Genomic DNA, 17445 nt, shown 5'->3' on the forward strand with positions numbered 1-17445 from the left:
GGAGAAGGGCATCCCCATCGGCCGGTACGGCACCGCCGAGGAGTTCGGCCGGGTGGCGGCGTTCCTCGTCTCCGGCGCCAACACCTACCAGACCGGGCAGAACCTGCTCGTCGACGGCGGAATGGTCCGGGCCATCTGATGCGCATCGTCCGATACACCACCGCCGGGAGCAGCGAGCCCTCCTACGGCGTGGTCGACGGGGACGGCGACGCCGCCGCCGTCGTCCGGCTCGAGGGCTCGCCGTTCGACGGCGTCCGGCGGACCGAGGAGCGCACCCCGCTGGCCGAGGCCACCCTGCTGGCGCCGGTCGAGCCGAGCAAGGTGGTCGCCCTCGGGCGCAACTACGCCGAGCACGCCAAGGAGCTCGGCAACGAGGTTCCCGCGATCCCGATCGTCTTCCTCAAGCCCTCCACCGCGGTGGTGGGGCCGGACGCCGAGGTCCCGTACCCGGCGCTCACCTCCGACCTGCACTACGAGGGCGAGCTCGCCGTGGTCATCGGACAGCGGTGCGTCGCGGTGGCCGAGGAGGACGTCGCCGGCGTCGTCCTCGGCTACACGGTGGCCAACGACCTGACCATGCGCGACATCCAGAAGTCCGAGGGGCAGTGGACCCGCGGCAAGGGCTTCGACGGCTCGTGCCCGCTGGGCCCGTGGGTGGAGACCGACGTCGACCCCTCGGCGCTGTCGCTGCGGTCGACGGTCAACGGCGAGCTGCGCCAGGACGGCACGACCGCCGACATGCTCCGCGACGTCGCGGCGTGCGTCTCCTGGGTCAGCCAGGCGATGACCCTGTTGCCCGGCGACGTGGTGCTGACCGGCACCCCGGCCGGGGTGGGCTCGCTGCAGCGCGGCGACGAGATCGCGGTGACCATCGAGGGGATCGGCACGCTGCGCACCCGCATCGCCGGCTGACCCGGCGCGGCGGGGCCCGGTCAGACGGTCTCGGGTACGCGCAGCTGGGCGACGACCAGCTCGAAGGTGGCGACCTCGACCACCTGCGCGGACATCTGCCGGGTGAACTCCTGGCGCAGCACCGTGGCGCGGTCCAGCGCCTCGCGCATGGCCTCGCGGTCGGTGTACGTGACGGTGGTGGTGGCGCGACCGTCGGCCGGGTCGACGAGCATGCTCACCGAGCAGAAGCCGGCGAGGTCCTCCAGCCGCGGGACGATGCTCCCGCGGAAGGCATCGGTCATCCGCTCCAGCCGCTCGGGCCGGCCGCGGGTCCAGGTGACGCGGGCGAAGGCACCGTCCGGCGCAGGGCGGGAGCGGTGCAGCACGGCGATCGACCAGTCCTCCACGACCGCCGGCCCGCCGAGGACGTCGGCGGCACGGGCCCGCATCGCCTTCACCGGGTCGGCGCTGCGGTGCATGGCCGTGCTGTCCTCCCAGGCCGTGGTGACGATGCAGCGCCCGGAGTGCCGGTCGGCCAGCATGGAGAGCCCGATGAAGCCGTCCATCCCCATGACGGCGGGGAGCACGCGGTCGCGGATGTAGACGGTGCCCCTGTCGATGTTCGCCGGGTCGCCGGAGATCGTGGTCGAGCGCGCGTCCATGCGGCGGTTCCTCTCGCGAGCCAGGCGAGTCCCGGACGGTGTCGCCGTCGTCCCTACTGTCCTCCCGCGGGTGCCGGTTTGGGAACGGTTCCGGACGCGCCGGTTCCGCCGGTCAGCAGCGCAGGCGGTCGGGGGGACGCTCCTCCTCCCACCACGGTGGATCCGGCTCGGGATCGTGGCACCAGCCCGGCGGCCGGGTCGTTCGGGAGACACCGCTCGGCGTGCGGACGACGAGCCGACCGTCGTCCAGCAGCTCGAAGTGCCAGCCGCGGGCGAACGTCTTGATCCGGTGATGGCGTCGGCAGAGGCAGCAGAGGTTCCCGACGTGTCCTTACTATGACTCCCCATGTCGACGCCCCGGTCCGCCGCGATCTACGCACGCATAAGCAGCGACCAGGCCGGGGAAGGGCTCGGCGTCCGCCGCCAGGTGGAGGACTGCCAGAAGCTCGCGGCCAACCTCGGCTGGAACGTCGGTGAGGAGTACGTGGACAACGACCTGTCTGCCTACTCGGGCAAGCCCCGACCGGAGTACCTGCGCATGCTGGCGGACCTGGCCTCAGGCGCACGGGACGGCGTGCTGGTCTACCACCTGGACCGACTGACCCGACGCCCCCGAGAGCTCGAAGACTTCCTCGAGGTGCTGGACGCGGCGAGAGTGCGCCACGTCAAGTTCGTCGCCGGGGACGCCGACCTGGGCAGCGGGGACGGGCTGCTCGTCGCGCGGATCATGGGAGCGGTGGCAGCCCAGGAGAGTGCGGCGAAGAGCCGCCGCGTCAAGCGCAAGATGCTGCAGAACGCCGAGCTCGGCCTGCCCCACGGACGCTCCCGCCGACCCTTCGGCTTCGACGACGACGCGATCACCCACCGCGCCGACGAAGCGGCGATCATCCGAGAACTGGCGGAGCGGTTCGTCGCCGGAGAGTCCCTGCGCTCGCTGTGCACCGACCTCGACGATCGCGGCATCCGCAGCGTGAAGGGTGTGCCCTGGCATACCCACAGCCTGCGACAGGTGCTGTCCAACCCGCGCATCGCGGGCTTGCGCAGGCACAACGGTCAGATCGTCGGCAAGGCAGCCTGGGAGCCGATCATCGACGAGGACCTGCACCGCCGGGTGCTGGCGACCATCGAATCCCGCAAGGTCTCTGGCCGTCGAACGGCGCGCACCTATCTGCTGTCCGGGCTACTGCGGTGCGGCAAGTGCGACGGCACCCTCTACTCCTCCCGTCGCGTGGACTCCCGGCGCTACGTCTGCCTGTCCGGCCCCGACCACCGCGGCTGCGGAGGCCTCACCGTCGTCGCGCTCCCCTTGGAGCAGCTGGTCACGGACTACGCGCTGTTCCGCCTGGACAGCCCGGCCGTGGCTGACGCCATTGCCGGGCGTGGCAGCGCCGATGCCGAGGCGTCAGCGCTGGCTGCGGAGTTGGCGGAAGAGCGGGAGACGCTTGACTATCTCGCCGAGCAGTTCGGGACCCGACGTATCGACCGACGGCAGTGGGAGAAGGCGCGCGTCCCGGTCGAGAGCCGTGTGCAGACCCTGGAACGCCGCCTGGCGCAGATCACCAGGACCGACGCCCTGACCGGACTCGGCAACGGAGACACCCTGCGCCGCAACTGGTCGGCGCTCAACCTCGACCGGCAAGCGGCGATCCTTAGCGCGCTGGTCGCCTCGATCAGCATCGCCCCCGGCACCCGAGGAGCCCAAGCCCTCAACCCCGACCGCGTGCAGGTGTCGTGGCGGCTGTGAAGCCCGCCGGCCGGCCACGCGCTAGGCCCTCCGGGCCTGCGCCCGTGACCGATCCGCCGGCACCCGCAGCAGCACAGCGATACGCGCTACGACGGCCGCATCCTCGACGTGCACCGGCACTCCCGACGCGGCGCAGGACTCCGCCACCCGGCGGGCCAACTCCTCCCGGCTCACCGCCACATCGCCCACAGCGCAGGCGGGCCCTGCCAGGCCAGCGACTGATCTGACGTCCACACCTCGTCCGGATCGCCGCCCATCGCCGCGACCGCCTGACCCATGACGTCTTCGAAGGTGCGTCCGCGCAGCCGAACCGTCTCCGGTTGGAAGCGCTGCGCTACCTCGTAGCGGTGCAGCCCCGGGATGCGCCGCGCGTCGAAGCCCTTCCGCACGTACTTCGACAGGTAGCGGGCCGCGATCCGCGCTTCATCGCGAGCCAGACCGCCCGCCGTCGAACCGGACGGCGCGGACAACCGCTTGATGTGGACGAACCCGTGACCCCAGGCCTGCTCGATCAAGCCCCGGGCGACGAACCGGCCGACCGCGAAGTGCACGTGCAACCCGTGGTCGGTCTTGTGCCACTCCGGCACCCACAGATACGCGAACGGCGTGCCGCCGAGCAGCGTGCGCAGCGATCGGAAGAACTCGGACACATCGCGTCGTAGCTGGCGAGGATCGTGGCAGCCGGGCGGTCGGTAGGTCAGCGTGCCAAGGCGGTTCAGGCGGTTGTGCGCGCAGTACCGGCGGACCTTCCTCGCCGCCCGCCGCGCCGCCTCCTCCTTCGAGCGCTCGGGATCCCCGCCACCAGGCGACCGCTGCACCGGCACCGAGTAGCGGAACGACCCGCCGACTTCTCCGGCGCCGGGGTACAGCGTGACGAACCAGCCCGCCGGGCTAGACGGGGACAGCGGTGGGGCAAGCAAGAGGGGCCTCCGGGGCAACCGATCAGCAAGTGATCGGCCCCGGCGCCTACGCCCTCGGAATCGTCGTTACTGCTTCAGCATCAGCAGCCTGCTGCCCACGCGCCTCGATGATCTTGGCTAGCGGGAATTGGGGCCCTACTCCGGCCGTGAGTGCGTGGGCTACACGACCGTTTATCCGCGAACCGCCCAGCACCCTCGCCAACACCGGGTCACCCTGTCAAGCGACGCGCCGGAGCACCGACTCCTCCGGCACGAGCATGCGCCACCCCCGCCCACGACCAAGGGCCGCCGTCATCGAGGCACCACGACCCGAGCCCTTGGCCGTGACCGCGTGCGGCAAGGGCACGAACCTGCGGCGCCGCCGCCAGAACGGGTCAGAGGGACAGCCCGAGTTATGTTGCTACTTCAAGTGAAGTAGCGGCGCGCTACGCGCGCCGCTACCACCCCGCGCCCGAGCCGAGCCGAGCATCAGACCGGATCGAACCGATCGCACAAATCATCCAGGACGACGGAAATCTGCCCGAAGTACTGCTTGATAGTCGCCATGGTGATGCCCGCGTCACCTCCGTGCGACACCGCGTTCCTCACGGTGGCAACACTGGTGAAGGCAGACAGCTCGTCCGCTCGCTTGTCCTCAAGCTCCACCCACCACTCAGGCTGGAACGACTCAACTAACTGCTTGAGCTTCTCCAAGTCGATGTTTCTTAATCGTCCCAACTGCTTGCCAACGTACCGCTGTATAGGCTCATTCGACTTCGTTCGACAGTAATGCGCCACCAATTCCTTGACAGACTGTTCGGCATAGCCAGACACAAGAACGCAGAGATAGCGCGAAAAGTGGGACGTTAACTCGGATCCTAATCCTGCACCGTCAATGGCTGCGAATGTTGCAGTCAGTCGCTGTTTCCGGCGCGCAACTTCTGCCCGGCCCTGATGCGCCGCCATTAGACCGATGCGAAAGCGTCGGTCGCCAGCCGGAGACGTTCTTCAACAGAGTCCTCGGCAGCCGTGGAACTTGTCGTGACTAGCTGATACTCAGTGCTGCCAATCAGGGCGCCGTACGGAACGACCAGGCGCGTCGGGTCCTTCACCGGGCCGGCGTCGAGTCGGCGCATTAGGCCAACCATGACGGAGTCGAGTACTGCTGCGTTCAAAGGTCGAACTGGACGAAATGCTCGCGACCCGATCTGCTCATTTAACAACTCGGTGGCTTGCACGAAGATTTCGGCCAAACGGGCGCTGTCGTCCTCGGACCGTTCTCGATTGTTCTCCAGATAGTGGTTGAGGAAGCCCTTAACGGGGCGACTGTAGTCCTCGGGCGTCTCGAACAGTGCAAGCACGCGAAGGATGAGTTCTTGGTCCTTGAACCGACTCGACGGCGCCCCGTAGAGGCTCCTCCAAGCCTCCCCCTCGTTCAGTTCGCTTATCAAGTGCAGGAAGGGGCCGTTGTAGAGGGCCACACGAATCTCCTGCGGCTGAAGCGGGCTGCCGCCAGTGTTCAGTCGCTCGAAGATCGAGTAGACCGCATCCTGGGACCCCTCAGGGTGCTCTTGCCGCAGGACGGTCGCGTGGATAATGCTGTCGTCTAGCCGGCGGCGCGCCTCGTCATCAAGCGATTCGTAAGTCTTGCCACGAAAGGGCTCCTGCACATGCCTGAGCGCGTACTCGCGGCCAGCATGTAGGCCCCTATAGAAGGCCTGGAGGGTCCGCAGGCGCTGCTGCCCATCGAGGACAAGGAGCTTGTTCCCCTTCTCCCGGACCAGGAAGACACCCGGCACCGGAAGTCCAAGCAACAGGGACTCGATGAACTTGTCCATCTGCGGCCGCGTCCACACGAAGCGTCGCTGGAAGCCTCGAACCTCTTCGCTCTCGTCGTACATCGGGTCAAACGACGGCACGACGATGTCGCCCTTCGAAAGTCGCTTGACGAGTCCATCGACGGGATAGTCGGCACCGTACGAGGTGATGTCGTAGGTGACCGGCATGACCTCCTGTTCCGGATCGACATCCAGAACGTCGTCCTCTTCGATCTCCTCGGACACAACTACCTCAGTCACAACTGACCCCGTCTCTGCTGCTCCACACCGGCGGCTTCATCCTTACATCGCTGACAGGTGGGCTGACCCCTGACGCACCAGCCCTGTGGACTACCAACCGTCCCGGCGTGGCGGCAACGACGTATGGCCGATCAGCCAGGCCGTCGGCCGAGCCCGGCCCCGTCGGGGGGCGGTTTGACTACTAGCGAGGTTCCAGCACGTCGTGGGGCCGCCGTCGGCGTGAGCCACCCCGTGGTCGATGTCGCAGCGGGCGGCGCGCCGGCGGCACCCGGGCATGCGACAGCGACGGTCCCGGGTTCGGGTGAAGCGACGCTGTGCGGCGGTCGGCCGGTACGCGGAGGTGGCTGCCGGCGGTCCGAGGCCCGGGCCGTCAGCGGGGATGTCCACGGTGTCGCTCGAGGCGCCGGCGGCATCGCGGCGCCGGGACAGACGGGTCCCACCGGCAGCTCGCCGCAGCTCGTGGCGGGTGGCGACGGCGACGAGCCGGCCGCTCACCGGATCCCCGACGGCCACCTGCACGCAGCCACCGCCCGGGGTCGCACGGACCCCCAGCATGTCGAGTTCGCGGAGCAGCTCCCGGCACTGGGCAGCGGTGACGACCTGACCGGCGACCTCCGCGGCCGGCTGCGTCGCGGCTCCAGCCGGGTCTGCGTCGTGGAGCGAGCGCAGTGGTGCGTGCACCTCCAGTCGGGCGGTGACCGGCGGCCGGGAGGTGTCCCACGGCCGCAGGATCAGATCGGCCGCCACGCCCGACCGGATCACGCCGATGGGCCGGAGGTCGCCGTCGGCGCGCAACATCTGGGCGTACTGGTCGACGGCGTCGACGCACGCGGCGGCCAGGGGGATCGGCATGTCCATGACGACCTGGCCCATGCCGTCGGCGGTGGGCCGCATGGCGACGTCGGCGCGCCGGGCGGCCGCCTTCCGTCGCTCCTCCAGCGCCTCGGCGTCGAGCCGGGCCAGGGCCCGCCGTACCCGGTGCCGGAGCTGCGGCACGGTGAGGCGGCCCGCGTCGGGCAGGACCCGGCGCTCGATCTCCGCGACGACCGCGGGCTTCGCCGGGCCGAGGAGGTCGACGAGGGCGCGCATCTTGCGCACGTCGATCTCGCCGGCGTACAGCGCGCTCCAGGTGCCGAGGAGCAGTGTGGTCAGGAGTATCGACTCGACCGCGAGGGCTTCGGCCTCCGCCTCGGAACAGCCCCGGATGAGAGCCAGCTCGGACACGAAGGTGTCGCTGACCTGTGCGAGCACCGGGGACCGGCGCAACCGGCTGTCCAGGCCCGGGCCGCCGAGTCGGCCGAACTCGCGGTCGCGCTCGATGGCGCGACGGCGGGCCAGGGCTGCGATCGCAGTCGCCCGCTCGGCTGCGTGGCGGGCCTCGCGGGCGTCAGCGGCCCAGATGTCGGAGACCAGCTCCATGTCACTGAGACCGACGGCGACGCTGTCGGGCAGCTCCGGGATCCGGACGCCCTCCTCCGGCGCGCGAGGAGGCTCGTCGTCGAACACACCCGCACCGTACGAGCCACCTACGACAGCTTCTGCTGCTCAGGAGGTCAGTCGTAGGGGTTGGTGAGCACGGTCCGGGCCTGGAGGACGTCGAAGGTGACCGGTGGGCCGTCGGTGGTGGTGCCGGGGACGTCGGTGGCGGCGCTGCCGTCGACGCTGAAGGTGGCGCCCCAGGTGACGGTGAGGGAGGCGGTGTAGGTGCCCGACCGGTAGGAGTGCTCGATGGTCTGGTCGGGATAGGGCGCGCCGGGGTCGGTGGTGGTGATCGAGCCGGTGGGGTCGCCGGTGTGCCAGGTGAACTGCTCGGCCGTGGCGTCGATGGTGACGGTGAAGCCGCGGATGTCGACGGTGAAGGTCTGGGTGGTGGGGGAGTCGGTGTAGAAGATGACCGGCAGGCCGGTGAGGCCGTCCCCGGGCGGCTGGTGCTGGGTGGTGAGCTCGGGGAGCGGCAGGCGCTGGAAGTAGCTGAACACCTCGGCCGGCGACGGCGGTGGGTTCAACGGCGTGACATCCATGCAGCCCCGGCGGACTTCCTCCCATGCCCCCAGCAGCGTCCCCGGTTGCGCCCCTGGCGGCACGGGGATAACCGCCGTGCCGTCCGGGCGCACGACAGGCCGCTGCTGAACAACCAGATAGCTGATCACGCGACCGGGCTCCTCCGGGCAGTCCTGAAAGTCCAGACCCGAGCAAGCTCCTTCTGCCTCGTCGGCCAGCATGCACAGGGTCCTCAGGCGCCAGACGTAGTCAACGGCTGCCTGTCCGCCTCCACTCACCAGATCGGTGACCGCTCCGCCGGTGAAGTCGACTTGGGCGGCGCCGTCCTTCAGCCCGACCGGCTCGCAGCCTCCCGTGAATTGGCAGGCTTGTGCAGCAGGGACGCCCCAGCCGAGAAACACCGTGATCCAGAGTGCGACGAGCCAACCTCGTGCGGCCACCGCTCTCATCCGAAATTCACTGCTTCCACGAGCCAGGACTCGAGTTCCGGCGACCAGTTCAGCGTGATTCCCGAAGCGAGATCCGGCTTCAGCTCGAGGCCGGGATCGACCACGTTTCCCTGCTGATCGACGAGACGGACCGCCTCTTGCCGTGCGCTGAAGCTGATGACCGCCCTGCTGCCTTCGATGTACGGCGTCGCAAGAGCATTGACGGTGAGCTCACCTCCCTCGTACTGCTGGCCGGCGGTCGCGACCTCGTCGAAGTTCTGGGCGATCCGTAGGCACTCCTGACAGTCGCGACCGAGCGCACGAAGTGGCTCACCGTCCAGCGCGACCTGCTGCCTGTTCGACAGCTCGATCCAGTAGCGCAGGAAGGCCTCGGCGCCGGCGGCGTCCTTGGTGCGGGCCTCTGCGGGGACCGGGAAGTCGGCCGGGCCGAGTGGCGGCAGCGCTTCGGTGGTCGGGGCGGAGGTGGTGGGCAGGGAGGTGCTCGCCTCCTGCTTCTCCGCGCACCCGGTGAGCAGCAACGACCCGGCCACGAGGCAGCCGAGCGTCGTCCGGACCAGACCCCCACGGTGATCACGCACAGCGGGAGACTACGCAGTGTGCGGCCGTATTCGGTTCCGTAACTGTGGACAACCGAGCACTGCTGCCGGATCGGGTGACCGCCCCGTCCGACGAGACGTGGCTCACCGGCGCACAATCCGACACCGGGCGATCAGCCACGAGGACTGGGGGACGCATGGGCACGGACGACGTCGCGACGGCCACCTACCCGTTCGACACCAGCGGCATCGAGACCGGCGCCGACGGCATCCGCCGGTACATCGGCCTGCCGCAGAACATCGTGCGCATGCTCGCCGACGTCGTCGCGGCCCGCGGCGAGCAGACCGCCATGGTGGAGCTCGGTGGCGGCCGGCTCACCTACGCGCAGCTCTGGCAGCGGGCGATGCGCGTCGCCGGGGGCCTGCGCGACGCCGGCGTCACGACCGGCGACCGGGTGGCCGTCCAGCTGCCCAACGGCCTGGACTGGGTGCTCGCCTTCTGGGGAGCCCAGCTCGCCGGCGCCGTCGTCGTCCCGATGAACACCCGCCTGGCCCCGGCCGAGGCCGACTTCATCCTCGCCGACTGCGGCGCGACCTCCGTCGTCCGCCCCGGGGAGCCGCTGCCCGACGGTGAACCCGGGGAGCTGCCCGACCCGGCGCACACCGACGTCGCCGCGCTCTTCTACACGAGCGGCACGACCGGCCGCCCCAAGGGCGCGATGACCACCCACGAGAACTTCCTCAGCAACATCGAGTCGGTGATCCGCTGCCGCGAGCTCAGCCGCGACCCGGAGGTCTCCCACGCCACCCTCATCTCGGTGCCGCTCTTCCACGTCACCGGCTGCAACTCGCAGTTCATGACCCAGATCGCCCTGGGCGGCACGTCGGTGCTGATGCCACGGTTCGACGCCACGGCCTTCCTGGCCGCCATCCCGGAGCACGGCATCACGCTGCTCACCAGCGTCCCGACGATCTACGAGCTCGTGCTGCGCCACCCGGCGCTGGCCACCACCGACGTCTCCACCGTCCGCACCCTCAGCTACGGCGGCGCCCCGATCGCCCCCGAACTGGTGCACCGGCTGCGGACGGCGTTCGCCAACGCCCGCCTCGGCAACGGGTTCGGCCTCAGCGAGACCTCCGCGCTGGCCACCTTCCTCCCGCACGACCAGGCCGCGACCCACGCCGACGCCGTCGGCTACCCGACGCCGGTGAACGAGGTCCGCCTCGACCGGCCCGACCCGGCGACGGGGGTGGGGGAGCTGCTGGTGCGCGGCCCGAACGTCGTCGCCGGCTACTGGGGCGACCCGGTGCGGACGGCGGAGACCTTCGCCGACGGCTGGCTGCACACCGGTGACCTCGCCACGATCACCGACGGCATCGTGCGGATCGTCGACCGGGCCAAGGACATGATCAACCGCGGCGGCGAGAACGTGTACAGCGTCGAGGTGGAGAACGCCCTCGCCGAGCACCCGGACGTCCTCGAGGTCGCCGTCGTCGGCGTGCCCGACCCGGTGATGGGGGAGAAGGTCGGCGCCGTCGTCCTGCCCCGGTCCGGGGTCACCGCCGACGAGCTGGTGCCCGCCCTCAGCGGCTTCGCCCGCGAGCGGCTGGCCGACTTCAAGTGCCCTCAGTTCGTCCGCGTGATCGAGGGTCCGCTGCCGCGCAACGCCGGCGGCAAGGTGCTGAAGAGCCCGCTGCGCGAGGCCGAGGGCTGGATCGCCGTCCCGCGCTAGCTCGGGACGGCGGTCGGCGGGCTTCGCTACGTTGCCGGTACCCGTCCCTCGTCGGCAGGAGCCCCCCGTGCGCATCGGCATGCCCATCTCCTACAGCGGGGGGTTCGACCGGACCACCGCCGTCATCGCCGAGTACGAGGGCGTGGGCCTCGACGTCGTCTACGTGGCGGAGGCCTACTCCTTCGACTCGGTGAGCCAGCTCGGCTACCTCGCCGCGCGCACGAGCACGGTGGAGCTCGCGTCGGGGATCCTCAACATCTACTCGCGCACCCCCGCCCTGCTGGCGATGACCGCCGCCGGCCTGGACTTCGTCTCCGGCGGCCGCTTCACCCTCGGCATCGGGGCCTCGGGCCCGCAGGTGGTCGAGGGCTTCCACGGCGTCCCCTACACCGCCCCGCTGGCGAGGACCCGCGAGGTCGTCGAGGTCTGCCGCACCGTCTGGCGGCGCGAGCGGCTGGACCACCACGGGAAGCACCTCGACATCCCGCTCACCCCCGAGCGCGGCGGCAGCGGGCTCGGGAAGCCGCTGAAGCTGATCAACGAGCCGGTGCGGTCGCAGATCCCGATGGTGCTGGCCGCCATCGGCCCGAAGAACGTGGCCCTGGCCGCCGAGCTCTTCGAGGGCTGGCAGCCGACCTTCTTCCTGCCCGAGGGCAGCGGGACGGCGTTCGGCGCGGCGCTCGCCGAGGGGACGGCGCGGCGGGACGCCGACCTCGGGCCGCTGCAGATCGTCGCCGACACCCAGTTGCTGATCAGCGAGGACGCCGACGAGCAGGCCGCCGCCCTGGAGCGGGTGCGTGCGCAGCTGGCCCTCTACGTCGGCGGCATGGGCGCCCGCGGGAAGAACTTCTACAACGACCTCGCCGTCCGCTACGGGTTCGCCGAGCAGGCCGCCACGGTGCAGGACCTGTACCTGGCCGGCCGCAAGGACGAGGCGGCCGCCGCGCTGCCCGCGGAGTTCGTCCGGGGCGTCTCCCTGATCGGCCCGCGCGGCTACGTCGCCGAGCGGGTCGCCGCCTTCCGCGACGCCGGGGTCACCACGCTGAACGCCTCACCGCTGGCGGGCGAGCACGCCCAGCGGCTCCGCGCGATCGAGCAGCTCAAGGCCGTGGCCTGACGGCTCCCTCAGCCGGTCCAGACGGCGGACGGCGCCGCGACGAGCGGCAGCACGCTCCCGCCGGCGGCCAGGTGCAGGCTCCACGAGCCCGGCACCCGCTCGTCGTCGAGCACCGACCGCAGCGCCTCGGCCCAGTCGTCGTCGTCCGCGGTGATCTCCGGCCCGCCCGGCCGGCACAGCGCCAGCGCGAGGTGACCCGCCCCGCCCAACTGGTCGCCGAGGACGGAGCCGTGCACCTCCCGCAGCCCGACCAGCAGCGCGGGGTCGGGCGCGAGCGGCAGGTCCTCGACCGGGACCACCACCGGCAGCTGGCGGCCGTCCGGCGCGAACCAGGTCAGCCACAGGCTGCGGCCGCCGGACCCGGCCGAGCCCAGGACGGCGTGCCAGCGGGCGGTGAGGTCGTCGGCGGAGCGGACGGGGGCGTCGGTGAGCGAGGACGTGGTCATGCCCGCCACCGTGTCAGCTCCGGCCGACGCCCCCAGCGGTTGTCCACAGGCCAGTGGCCAGGAAGGACACGAGCACGGGCACCCGGAGCCGGGACCGGCGCGGTGGTTCCGCGCCGGCCCCGGCCGGTGGCCGGGTCAGCCGCGCGCAGGCGGCGTCGGCGGCGCGAAGACGTGCTGCTCGAAGGCGTGCGACGCGCGCAGGACCGTGCGCTCGTCACCGTGCCGACCGACGAGCATCATCCCGACCGGAAGGCCCGCCTCTGACAGCGCGCAGGGAACGCTCATGGCCGGGTGCCCGGTGACGTCGAACGGTGCGGTGTTCACGATCATCTCCAGCCCGCGGGCGACGACGTCGGCGGCGGACGCGTCGGCCGGGGGCAGCACGGTGGCCACCATCGGCAGGGTCGGCATCACCAGCAGGTCGAAGTCGGCCAGCACCGCGTCGTAGGCGGCGGTCGCCACGGGCACCAGGTTCATCGCCTTGGCGTAGTAGGCGCCGCCGTAGGTGTCGAGCATCCACTGACCCGCCAGCAGGGTGAGCTTGACGGTGGCCGAGAGCTGGTCGGCCTTCTCGCGCCGTCCCTGCGCGAAGTGCTCCAGCAGGTCGGTGGTGTACCGGCCGCGCCAGCCGGTGCCCATGCCGTTGCCCCGGATCATGGTGTTGGCCATGCCCTCGCTGGCGACCGCGCTCCAGACCGGCATCGCGGCGGTGTGCCACGGGATGGACACCTCTTCCACGACGGCGCCGAGCTTCGTGTACTGCGCGACCGCCGCCCGCACCGCGGCGTCGACCTCCGGCTCGGACAGCCCGTCGATGGCGAAGCCCTCGCGGACGAGGGCGAGCCGCATGCCCGCGACGTCCCCGGTCAGCGCATCGGCGTAGGACGACTGGCGTGGCGGCGCCGACTGGGGGCCGCCCTGGCGCGGGTCCATGCCGTCCGCGCCGGCGATGACCTCCAGGAGCAGGGCGACGTCGGCGGTCGTGCGCGCCATCGGGCCGAGGTGGTCGACGGTCGGCTCGATCGGCATGGCACCGGTGTAGGGCACCAGACCCCAGGTGGGCTTGAGCCCGTAGATGCCGTTCCACCCGGCGGGCATCCGCACCGAGCCGCCCTGGTCGCCACCGATGGCCATGTCGACCTCTCCCGTGGCCACCAGGACGGCGGACCCGCTGGAGGACCCCCCGGCGGAGCGGGTGAGGTCGTACGGGTTCCGCACGGGGCCGGTGTCGGAGGTGTGGCTGCCGCCGGAGAAGCAGAGCGCCTCGCAGACCGACTTGCCCAGGATCGTGCCGCCGGCGGCGAGCACGCGCTCGACCACCGTGGCGTCGAGCTCGGGGACGTACCCCTCGAGCGTCACGGTGCCGTTCATCATCGGGATGCCGGCGACGCACACGTTGTCCTTGATCGCCAACGTCTTACCGGCGAGCGGTCCCTCGGGAGCGCCCTCGATGCGGCTCCGGACGTACCAGGCGCCGTAGGGGTTGTCGGCCTCACTGGGCCGCTCGACCGGTCCGCGCGCGTAGCGCACGTCCGGGGCCGGGCTGTCCATCTCGTCGAGCGCGTCGTAGCCGACCCACGGACCGGCCTCCAGGAGATCGCCGAAGGCCTTCAGCTGGTCGGGGTCGAGCGTGAGGTGGAACTGCTCCGCGATCCGGGTCAGATCGGCGGCGGACGGGCGGGCGACCGGCATGGTGCACCTCTCACGGGAATTGGCGGGAGCCGACCGTAGGAGCATCCCGTTCCCACCGCATTCCGCACCATTCACGGACATCGCCACCGGTCTCCGCCTGCGCGGGCGGAGACCGGCGGCCGCGGGCTGGTCAGCGGTGCCCGATCCCTCCGGGCCCGTGGTCGGCGGGAACCTCCTCGCCGGGCGCCACCGGGCCGGGCGGGGTGCCGTCGCCGAAGGGCCGGTCGCCGAGCTGCTCGCGGTTGTGCGGCATCAGCCAGCCGGAGGTGTCGGGCCCCTTCGGGATGATCTGCGTCGGGTTGATGTCGGCGTGCACCACGTAGTAGTGCTCCTTGATCTGCGGGAAGTCGATGGTGTCGCCGAACCCCGGGGTCTGGAACAGGTCGCGCGCGTAGGCCCACAGCACCGGCATCTCGGCGAGCTTCTGCCGGTTGCACTTGAAGTGGCCGTGGTAGACGGTGTCGAACCGCGCCAGGGTCGTGAACAGCCGGACGTCGGCCTCGGTGATCTGCCCGCCCATGAGGAAGCGGCGGTGCTCCAGGCGCTCGCTGAGCCAGTCCAGTGCGGTGAACAGCCGGTCGTAGGCCTTGTCGTAGGCGCGCTGGGAGCCGGAGAACCCGCAGCGGTACACCCCGTTGTTGACCTCGGTGTAGACCCGCTCCATCACCTCGTCCATCTCGTCCCGCAGGTGCTCGGGGTAGAGGTCGGGGGCGCCCTCGCGGTGGTGGGCGGTCCACTGGGTGGAGAAGTCCAGCGTCAGCTGCGGGAAGTCGTTGGTGACGACGGCGCCGCTCGGCACGTCGACCATCGCCGGCACCGTGATGCCGCGGGGGTACTCGGGGTCGCGGGCGAGGAACGCCTCCTGCAGCCGCTCGTAGCCCAGCACCGGGTCGCGGCCGCCGGGGTCGAGGTCGAAGGTCCAGCTGCGCTCGTCGTGGGTCGGGCCGCACATCCCCATCGAGATGACGTCCTCGAGCCCGAGCAGCCGCCGGACGATGACCGAGCGGTTCGCCCACGGGCAGGCCCGGGCGACGACGAGCCGGTAGCGCCCCGGCTCGACCGGCCAGCGGCTGCTGCCGTCGTTGGTGATGCGGTCGGGGATGTACTGGGAGTCGCGCGAGTACTCCACCTCGACGTAACCGGATCCGCTCGTCTCTTTGCTCACCGGTGGAGCCTGCCCGGCGCGGTGGCGGCTCACACGCCGGGGTCGATCTCGTTCTCGTGACCCTCACCGGCCGACCGCGGTGTCCCCGCAGCCGGACGGTGGACACCCGCAGCGCCGCCGCCCGGTGCGCCGTGGGGCGAAACGCGGGCAGCCGGGCATCCCCCTCCTCGGGGTGAACCGTCGCCGGCCGGCTACGGAGTGCTGCGGAGTGCGACGAAAACAAGATCATGACCATGGGTTTGCTCGACGGGGGGCTGCGCTCCCTCACCCGGCGCACCAGCGAGCCGCTGACGGTGGGCGACCTCGCCGTCGAGGTGCCGGTGCTCGCCGGTGACACCACGTGCGAGGACCTCGACCGCGTCTTCGGCCGCAGTGCCCGCGGCAGCTGCGCCGTCGTCCGCCACCCCGACCTCGAGGGCGTCATCGGGCTGGTCGAGCGCGGCCGGTTCGAGGCCCTGATGAGCGGCCCCTACGGCTACGGCCGCTCCCTGTACGGGCGCCGGCCGGTCGCCGAGGTGGCCCAGTGGGACGCCCTGACGGTCACGCCCGACACCAGCGTCGTCGAGGCGTCGAGCCGGGCCATCACCCGGCCGGCCGAGCACGTCCAGGACCACGTCCTCGTCCAGGAGGCCGGGAGCGTGCGTGCGCTGCCGATGCCGCTGCTGCTGTCGGCCCTCGCGCGGGACCTCGCCGACCAGGCCCTGCGGGACCCGCTCACCCGGCTGGCCAACCGGGAGGCCTTCTTCGGGCGGGTGGAGGAGTCATGCCGGCGCAGCGCCACCCAGCCCGGTCACCAGACCGCCGTCCTGTACCTGGACCTCGACGGGTTCAAGGCCGTCAACGACACCCTGGGCCACGACCGGGGCGACGCCCTGCTCTGCGAGGTCGCGGTCGCGCTGACCGACGTGGCGCGGCCGGCGGACCTGGTCGCCCGCCTGGGCGGGGACGAGTTCGCCGTCTGCCTGGACGTGGAGACCGACGGGCCGGGGCACCCGGCGGACAGCGACACGGCGCAGCGGATCGCGCGCCGGATGCACGAGGCCGTCGCGCGCCTGACCCGCGACGGCGCGGTGGCCTCCCGCGTCCGGGTCAGCGTGGGTGTGGCCGTGACCGCCGGTGGGCGGGTCGACCCGCGGTCGCTGATCCGGGCCGCCGACCTCGCCATGTACCGGGGCAAGCGGGACGGCGGTGACGCCGTGACCGGTCCGGTCGTCGTCACCACCTCGGTGGACGCCGACCCCCTGCTCGGCACGAGCATCGAGGAGGCCGTCGCCCGCGGGGAGCTCGAGCTCCTGTACCAGCCGATCGTGGCGCTGGAGGACGGCCGGCTGGCCAGCCTGGAGGCGCTCGTGCGGTGGCGGCACCCCCGCCTGGGGCTGCTCACCCCTGACGCGTTCCTGCCGGCCGTCCAGCGCGCCGGGCAGCTGATCGCCCTGGACGACTGGGTGCTGCGGACGGCGATGCGCGAGTTCGCGGCCTGGGCCCACGCCGAGGAGGCGGAGGGCCGGGACCGGCCGGTGGCCCTGAACGTCAACGTGAGCACCGACCGGCTGCTGGCCGCCGGGCTCAGCGACGTCCTGGACGCGGCGGCCGCGGAGGCGGGTATGGAGCCCTCGCTGGTCCGCATCGAGGTGCCCGAGCAGCTGCTGGTCGACCAGCTCGAGGCCGCCACCGAGGCGCTGGCCCGGGTGAGCCGGCACGGCTTCAAGGTGACCCTCGACGACGTCGGCGCGGGTGGCACGTCGCTGCGCCACCTGCGGGAGGTCCGTGCCGACGGCCTCAAGATCGACCGCTCCTACGTGCAGCGCCTGCTCACCGACGACCGCGACCGCGCACTGGTCCGGATGCTGGTCGACTTCGCGGTCGGTACCGGCATCGCCGTCACCGCCGAGGGCGTGGAGAGCCTGGAGCAGCGCGACGCCCTGCTGGAGCTCGGCTGCCACTACGCGCAGGGCTGGCTGTTCTCCCGGCCGGCACCGCTGTCGGCGGCACGCGCACCCGCCGGGCCCGTCCCGGTCTGACCGCGCGACCG

At 71.4% G+C, this 17445-nt stretch carries 16 protein-coding genes; 6 read left to right on the forward strand and 10 right to left on the reverse strand.

Translation table 11 applies throughout. The annotated features are described in order from the left end of the window. Nucleotides 1-16 precede the first annotated feature (16 nt). Complete coding sequence (locus tag ACI79T_RS08595) at nt 17-139, forward strand: SDR family oxidoreductase (RefSeq protein WP_456609881.1); 123 nt, start codon at nt 17-19, stop codon at nt 137-139. Further along, a complete protein-coding gene (locus tag ACI79T_RS08600) occupies nt 139-912 on the forward strand; it encodes a fumarylacetoacetate hydrolase family protein (RefSeq protein ID WP_456609634.1) in 774 nt (257 codons plus the stop codon). The genes ACI79T_RS08595 and ACI79T_RS08600 overlap by 1 nt, the downstream gene beginning before the upstream one ends. A 20-nt stretch (nt 913-932) precedes the next feature. Here ACI79T_RS08600 and ACI79T_RS08605 read toward each other — a convergent pair whose 3' ends face one another. Then, nucleotides 933-1553, reverse strand: coding sequence for a hypothetical protein (locus tag ACI79T_RS08605; RefSeq protein ID WP_456609635.1), 621 nt, complete (start codon nt 1551-1553; stop codon nt 933-935). 346 nt (nt 1554-1899) lie between these two features. Here ACI79T_RS08605 and ACI79T_RS08610 point away from each other — a divergent pair, with 346 nt between their 5' ends. Next, nucleotides 1900-3297, forward strand: coding sequence for a recombinase family protein (locus tag ACI79T_RS08610; protein WP_456609636.1), 1398 nt, complete (start codon nt 1900-1902; stop codon nt 3295-3297). 170 nt (nt 3298-3467) lie between these two features. Here the strand turns inward: ACI79T_RS08610 and ACI79T_RS08615 are convergent, their stop codons facing one another. The 6 genes from ACI79T_RS08615 to ACI79T_RS08640 all read right to left on the reverse strand — a co-directional run bounded on the left by ACI79T_RS08615 (nt 3468) and on the right by ACI79T_RS08640 (nt 9302). Continuing rightward, nucleotides 3468-4121, reverse strand: a complete 654-nt coding sequence (locus tag ACI79T_RS08615) for a rolling circle replication-associated protein (RefSeq protein ID WP_456609882.1) — start codon at nt 4119-4121, stop codon at nt 3468-3470. Between the two features lie 564 nt (nt 4122-4685). Next, a complete protein-coding gene (locus tag ACI79T_RS08620) occupies nt 4686-5162 on the reverse strand; it encodes a HEPN domain-containing protein (RefSeq protein WP_456609637.1) in 477 nt (158 codons plus the stop codon). After that, nucleotides 5162-6259, reverse strand: coding sequence for a DUF262 domain-containing protein (locus ACI79T_RS08625; RefSeq protein ID WP_456609638.1), 1098 nt, complete (start codon nt 6257-6259; stop codon nt 5162-5164). Before ACI79T_RS08625 ends, ACI79T_RS08620 begins: the two co-directional genes overlap by 1 nt. A 105-nt stretch (nt 6260-6364) precedes the next feature. Then, entirely contained in the window at nt 6365-7780 is a 1416-nt protein-coding gene (locus ACI79T_RS08630) for an HNH endonuclease (protein ID WP_456609639.1), read from the reverse strand. Between the two features lie 47 nt (nt 7781-7827). After that, nucleotides 7828-8280, reverse strand: coding sequence for a hypothetical protein (locus ACI79T_RS08635; RefSeq protein ID WP_456609640.1), 453 nt, complete (start codon nt 8278-8280; stop codon nt 7828-7830). A gap of 440 nt (nt 8281-8720) precedes the next feature. Then, the gene (locus ACI79T_RS08640; protein WP_456609641.1) at nt 8721-9302 is read right to left on the reverse strand and encodes a DUF6318 family protein; all 582 of its coding nucleotides are present in this window, start codon (nt 9300-9302) and stop codon (nt 8721-8723) included. A 155-nt stretch (nt 9303-9457) separates the two neighbouring features. Between ACI79T_RS08640 and ACI79T_RS08645 the strand changes: the two genes are divergently transcribed. Together ACI79T_RS08645 and ACI79T_RS08650 are read left to right on the forward strand one after the other, a co-directional pair. Continuing rightward, entirely contained in the window at nt 9458-10993 is a 1536-nt protein-coding gene (locus tag ACI79T_RS08645) for a class I adenylate-forming enzyme family protein (RefSeq protein ID WP_456609642.1), read from the forward strand. 67 nt (nt 10994-11060) lie between these two features. Then, nucleotides 11061-12110: an LLM class F420-dependent oxidoreductase gene (locus ACI79T_RS08650; protein ID WP_456609643.1), complete on the forward strand. Its 1050-nt coding sequence runs from the start codon at nt 11061-11063 to the stop codon at nt 12108-12110. 8 nt (nt 12111-12118) lie between these two features. On the opposite strand, the gene ACI79T_RS08655 is transcribed toward ACI79T_RS08650, so the two are convergent. The 3 genes from ACI79T_RS08655 to ACI79T_RS08665 all read right to left on the reverse strand — a co-directional run bounded on the left by ACI79T_RS08655 (nt 12119) and on the right by ACI79T_RS08665 (nt 15413). Continuing rightward, nucleotides 12119-12556: a hypothetical protein gene (locus ACI79T_RS08655; RefSeq protein ID WP_456609644.1), complete on the reverse strand. Its 438-nt coding sequence runs from the start codon at nt 12554-12556 to the stop codon at nt 12119-12121. A 135-nt stretch (nt 12557-12691) separates the two neighbouring features. Then, nucleotides 12692-14248, reverse strand: coding sequence for an amidase (locus tag ACI79T_RS08660; protein ID WP_456609645.1), 1557 nt, complete (start codon nt 14246-14248; stop codon nt 12692-12694). 130 nt (nt 14249-14378) lie between these two features. After that, nucleotides 14379-15413, reverse strand: coding sequence for a glutathione S-transferase family protein (locus ACI79T_RS08665; RefSeq protein WP_456609646.1), 1035 nt, complete (start codon nt 15411-15413; stop codon nt 14379-14381). Between the two features lie 233 nt (nt 15414-15646). On the opposite strand from ACI79T_RS08665, the gene ACI79T_RS08670 reads away from it, so the two are divergent. Next, the gene (locus ACI79T_RS08670) at nt 15647-17434 is read left to right on the forward strand and encodes a putative bifunctional diguanylate cyclase/phosphodiesterase (RefSeq protein WP_456609647.1); all 1788 of its coding nucleotides are present in this window, start codon (nt 15647-15649) and stop codon (nt 17432-17434) included. Nucleotides 17435-17445 lie beyond the last annotated feature (11 nt).

The organism is Blastococcus sp. SYSU DS0619 (assembly GCF_054051035.1).

Excerpts from the sequence above, each read along its gene's own strand:
- ACI79T_RS08600 (WP_456609634.1), top strand. The coding sequence starts at position 139 with ATGCGCATCGTCCGATACACCACCGCCGGGAGCAGCGAGCCCTCCTAC.
- ACI79T_RS08605 (WP_456609635.1), bottom strand. The coding sequence starts at position 1,553 with ATGGACGCGCGCTCGACCACGATCTCCGGCGACCCGGCGAACATCGAC.
- ACI79T_RS08610 (WP_456609636.1), top strand. The coding sequence starts at position 1,900 with ATGTCGACGCCCCGGTCCGCCGCGATCTACGCACGCATAAGCAGCGAC.
- ACI79T_RS08620 (WP_456609637.1), bottom strand. The coding sequence starts at position 5,162 with ATGGCGGCGCATCAGGGCCGGGCAGAAGTTGCGCGCCGGAAACAGCGA.
- ACI79T_RS08645 (WP_456609642.1), top strand. The coding sequence starts at position 9,458 with ATGGGCACGGACGACGTCGCGACGGCCACCTACCCGTTCGACACCAGC.
- ACI79T_RS08655 (WP_456609644.1), bottom strand. The coding sequence starts at position 12,556 with ATGACCACGTCCTCGCTCACCGACGCCCCCGTCCGCTCCGCCGACGAC.
- ACI79T_RS08660 (WP_456609645.1), bottom strand. The coding sequence starts at position 14,248 with ATGCCGGTCGCCCGCCCGTCCGCCGCCGATCTGACCCGGATCGCGGAG.
- ACI79T_RS08670 (WP_456609647.1), top strand. The coding sequence starts at position 15,647 with ATGGGTTTGCTCGACGGGGGGCTGCGCTCCCTCACCCGGCGCACCAGC.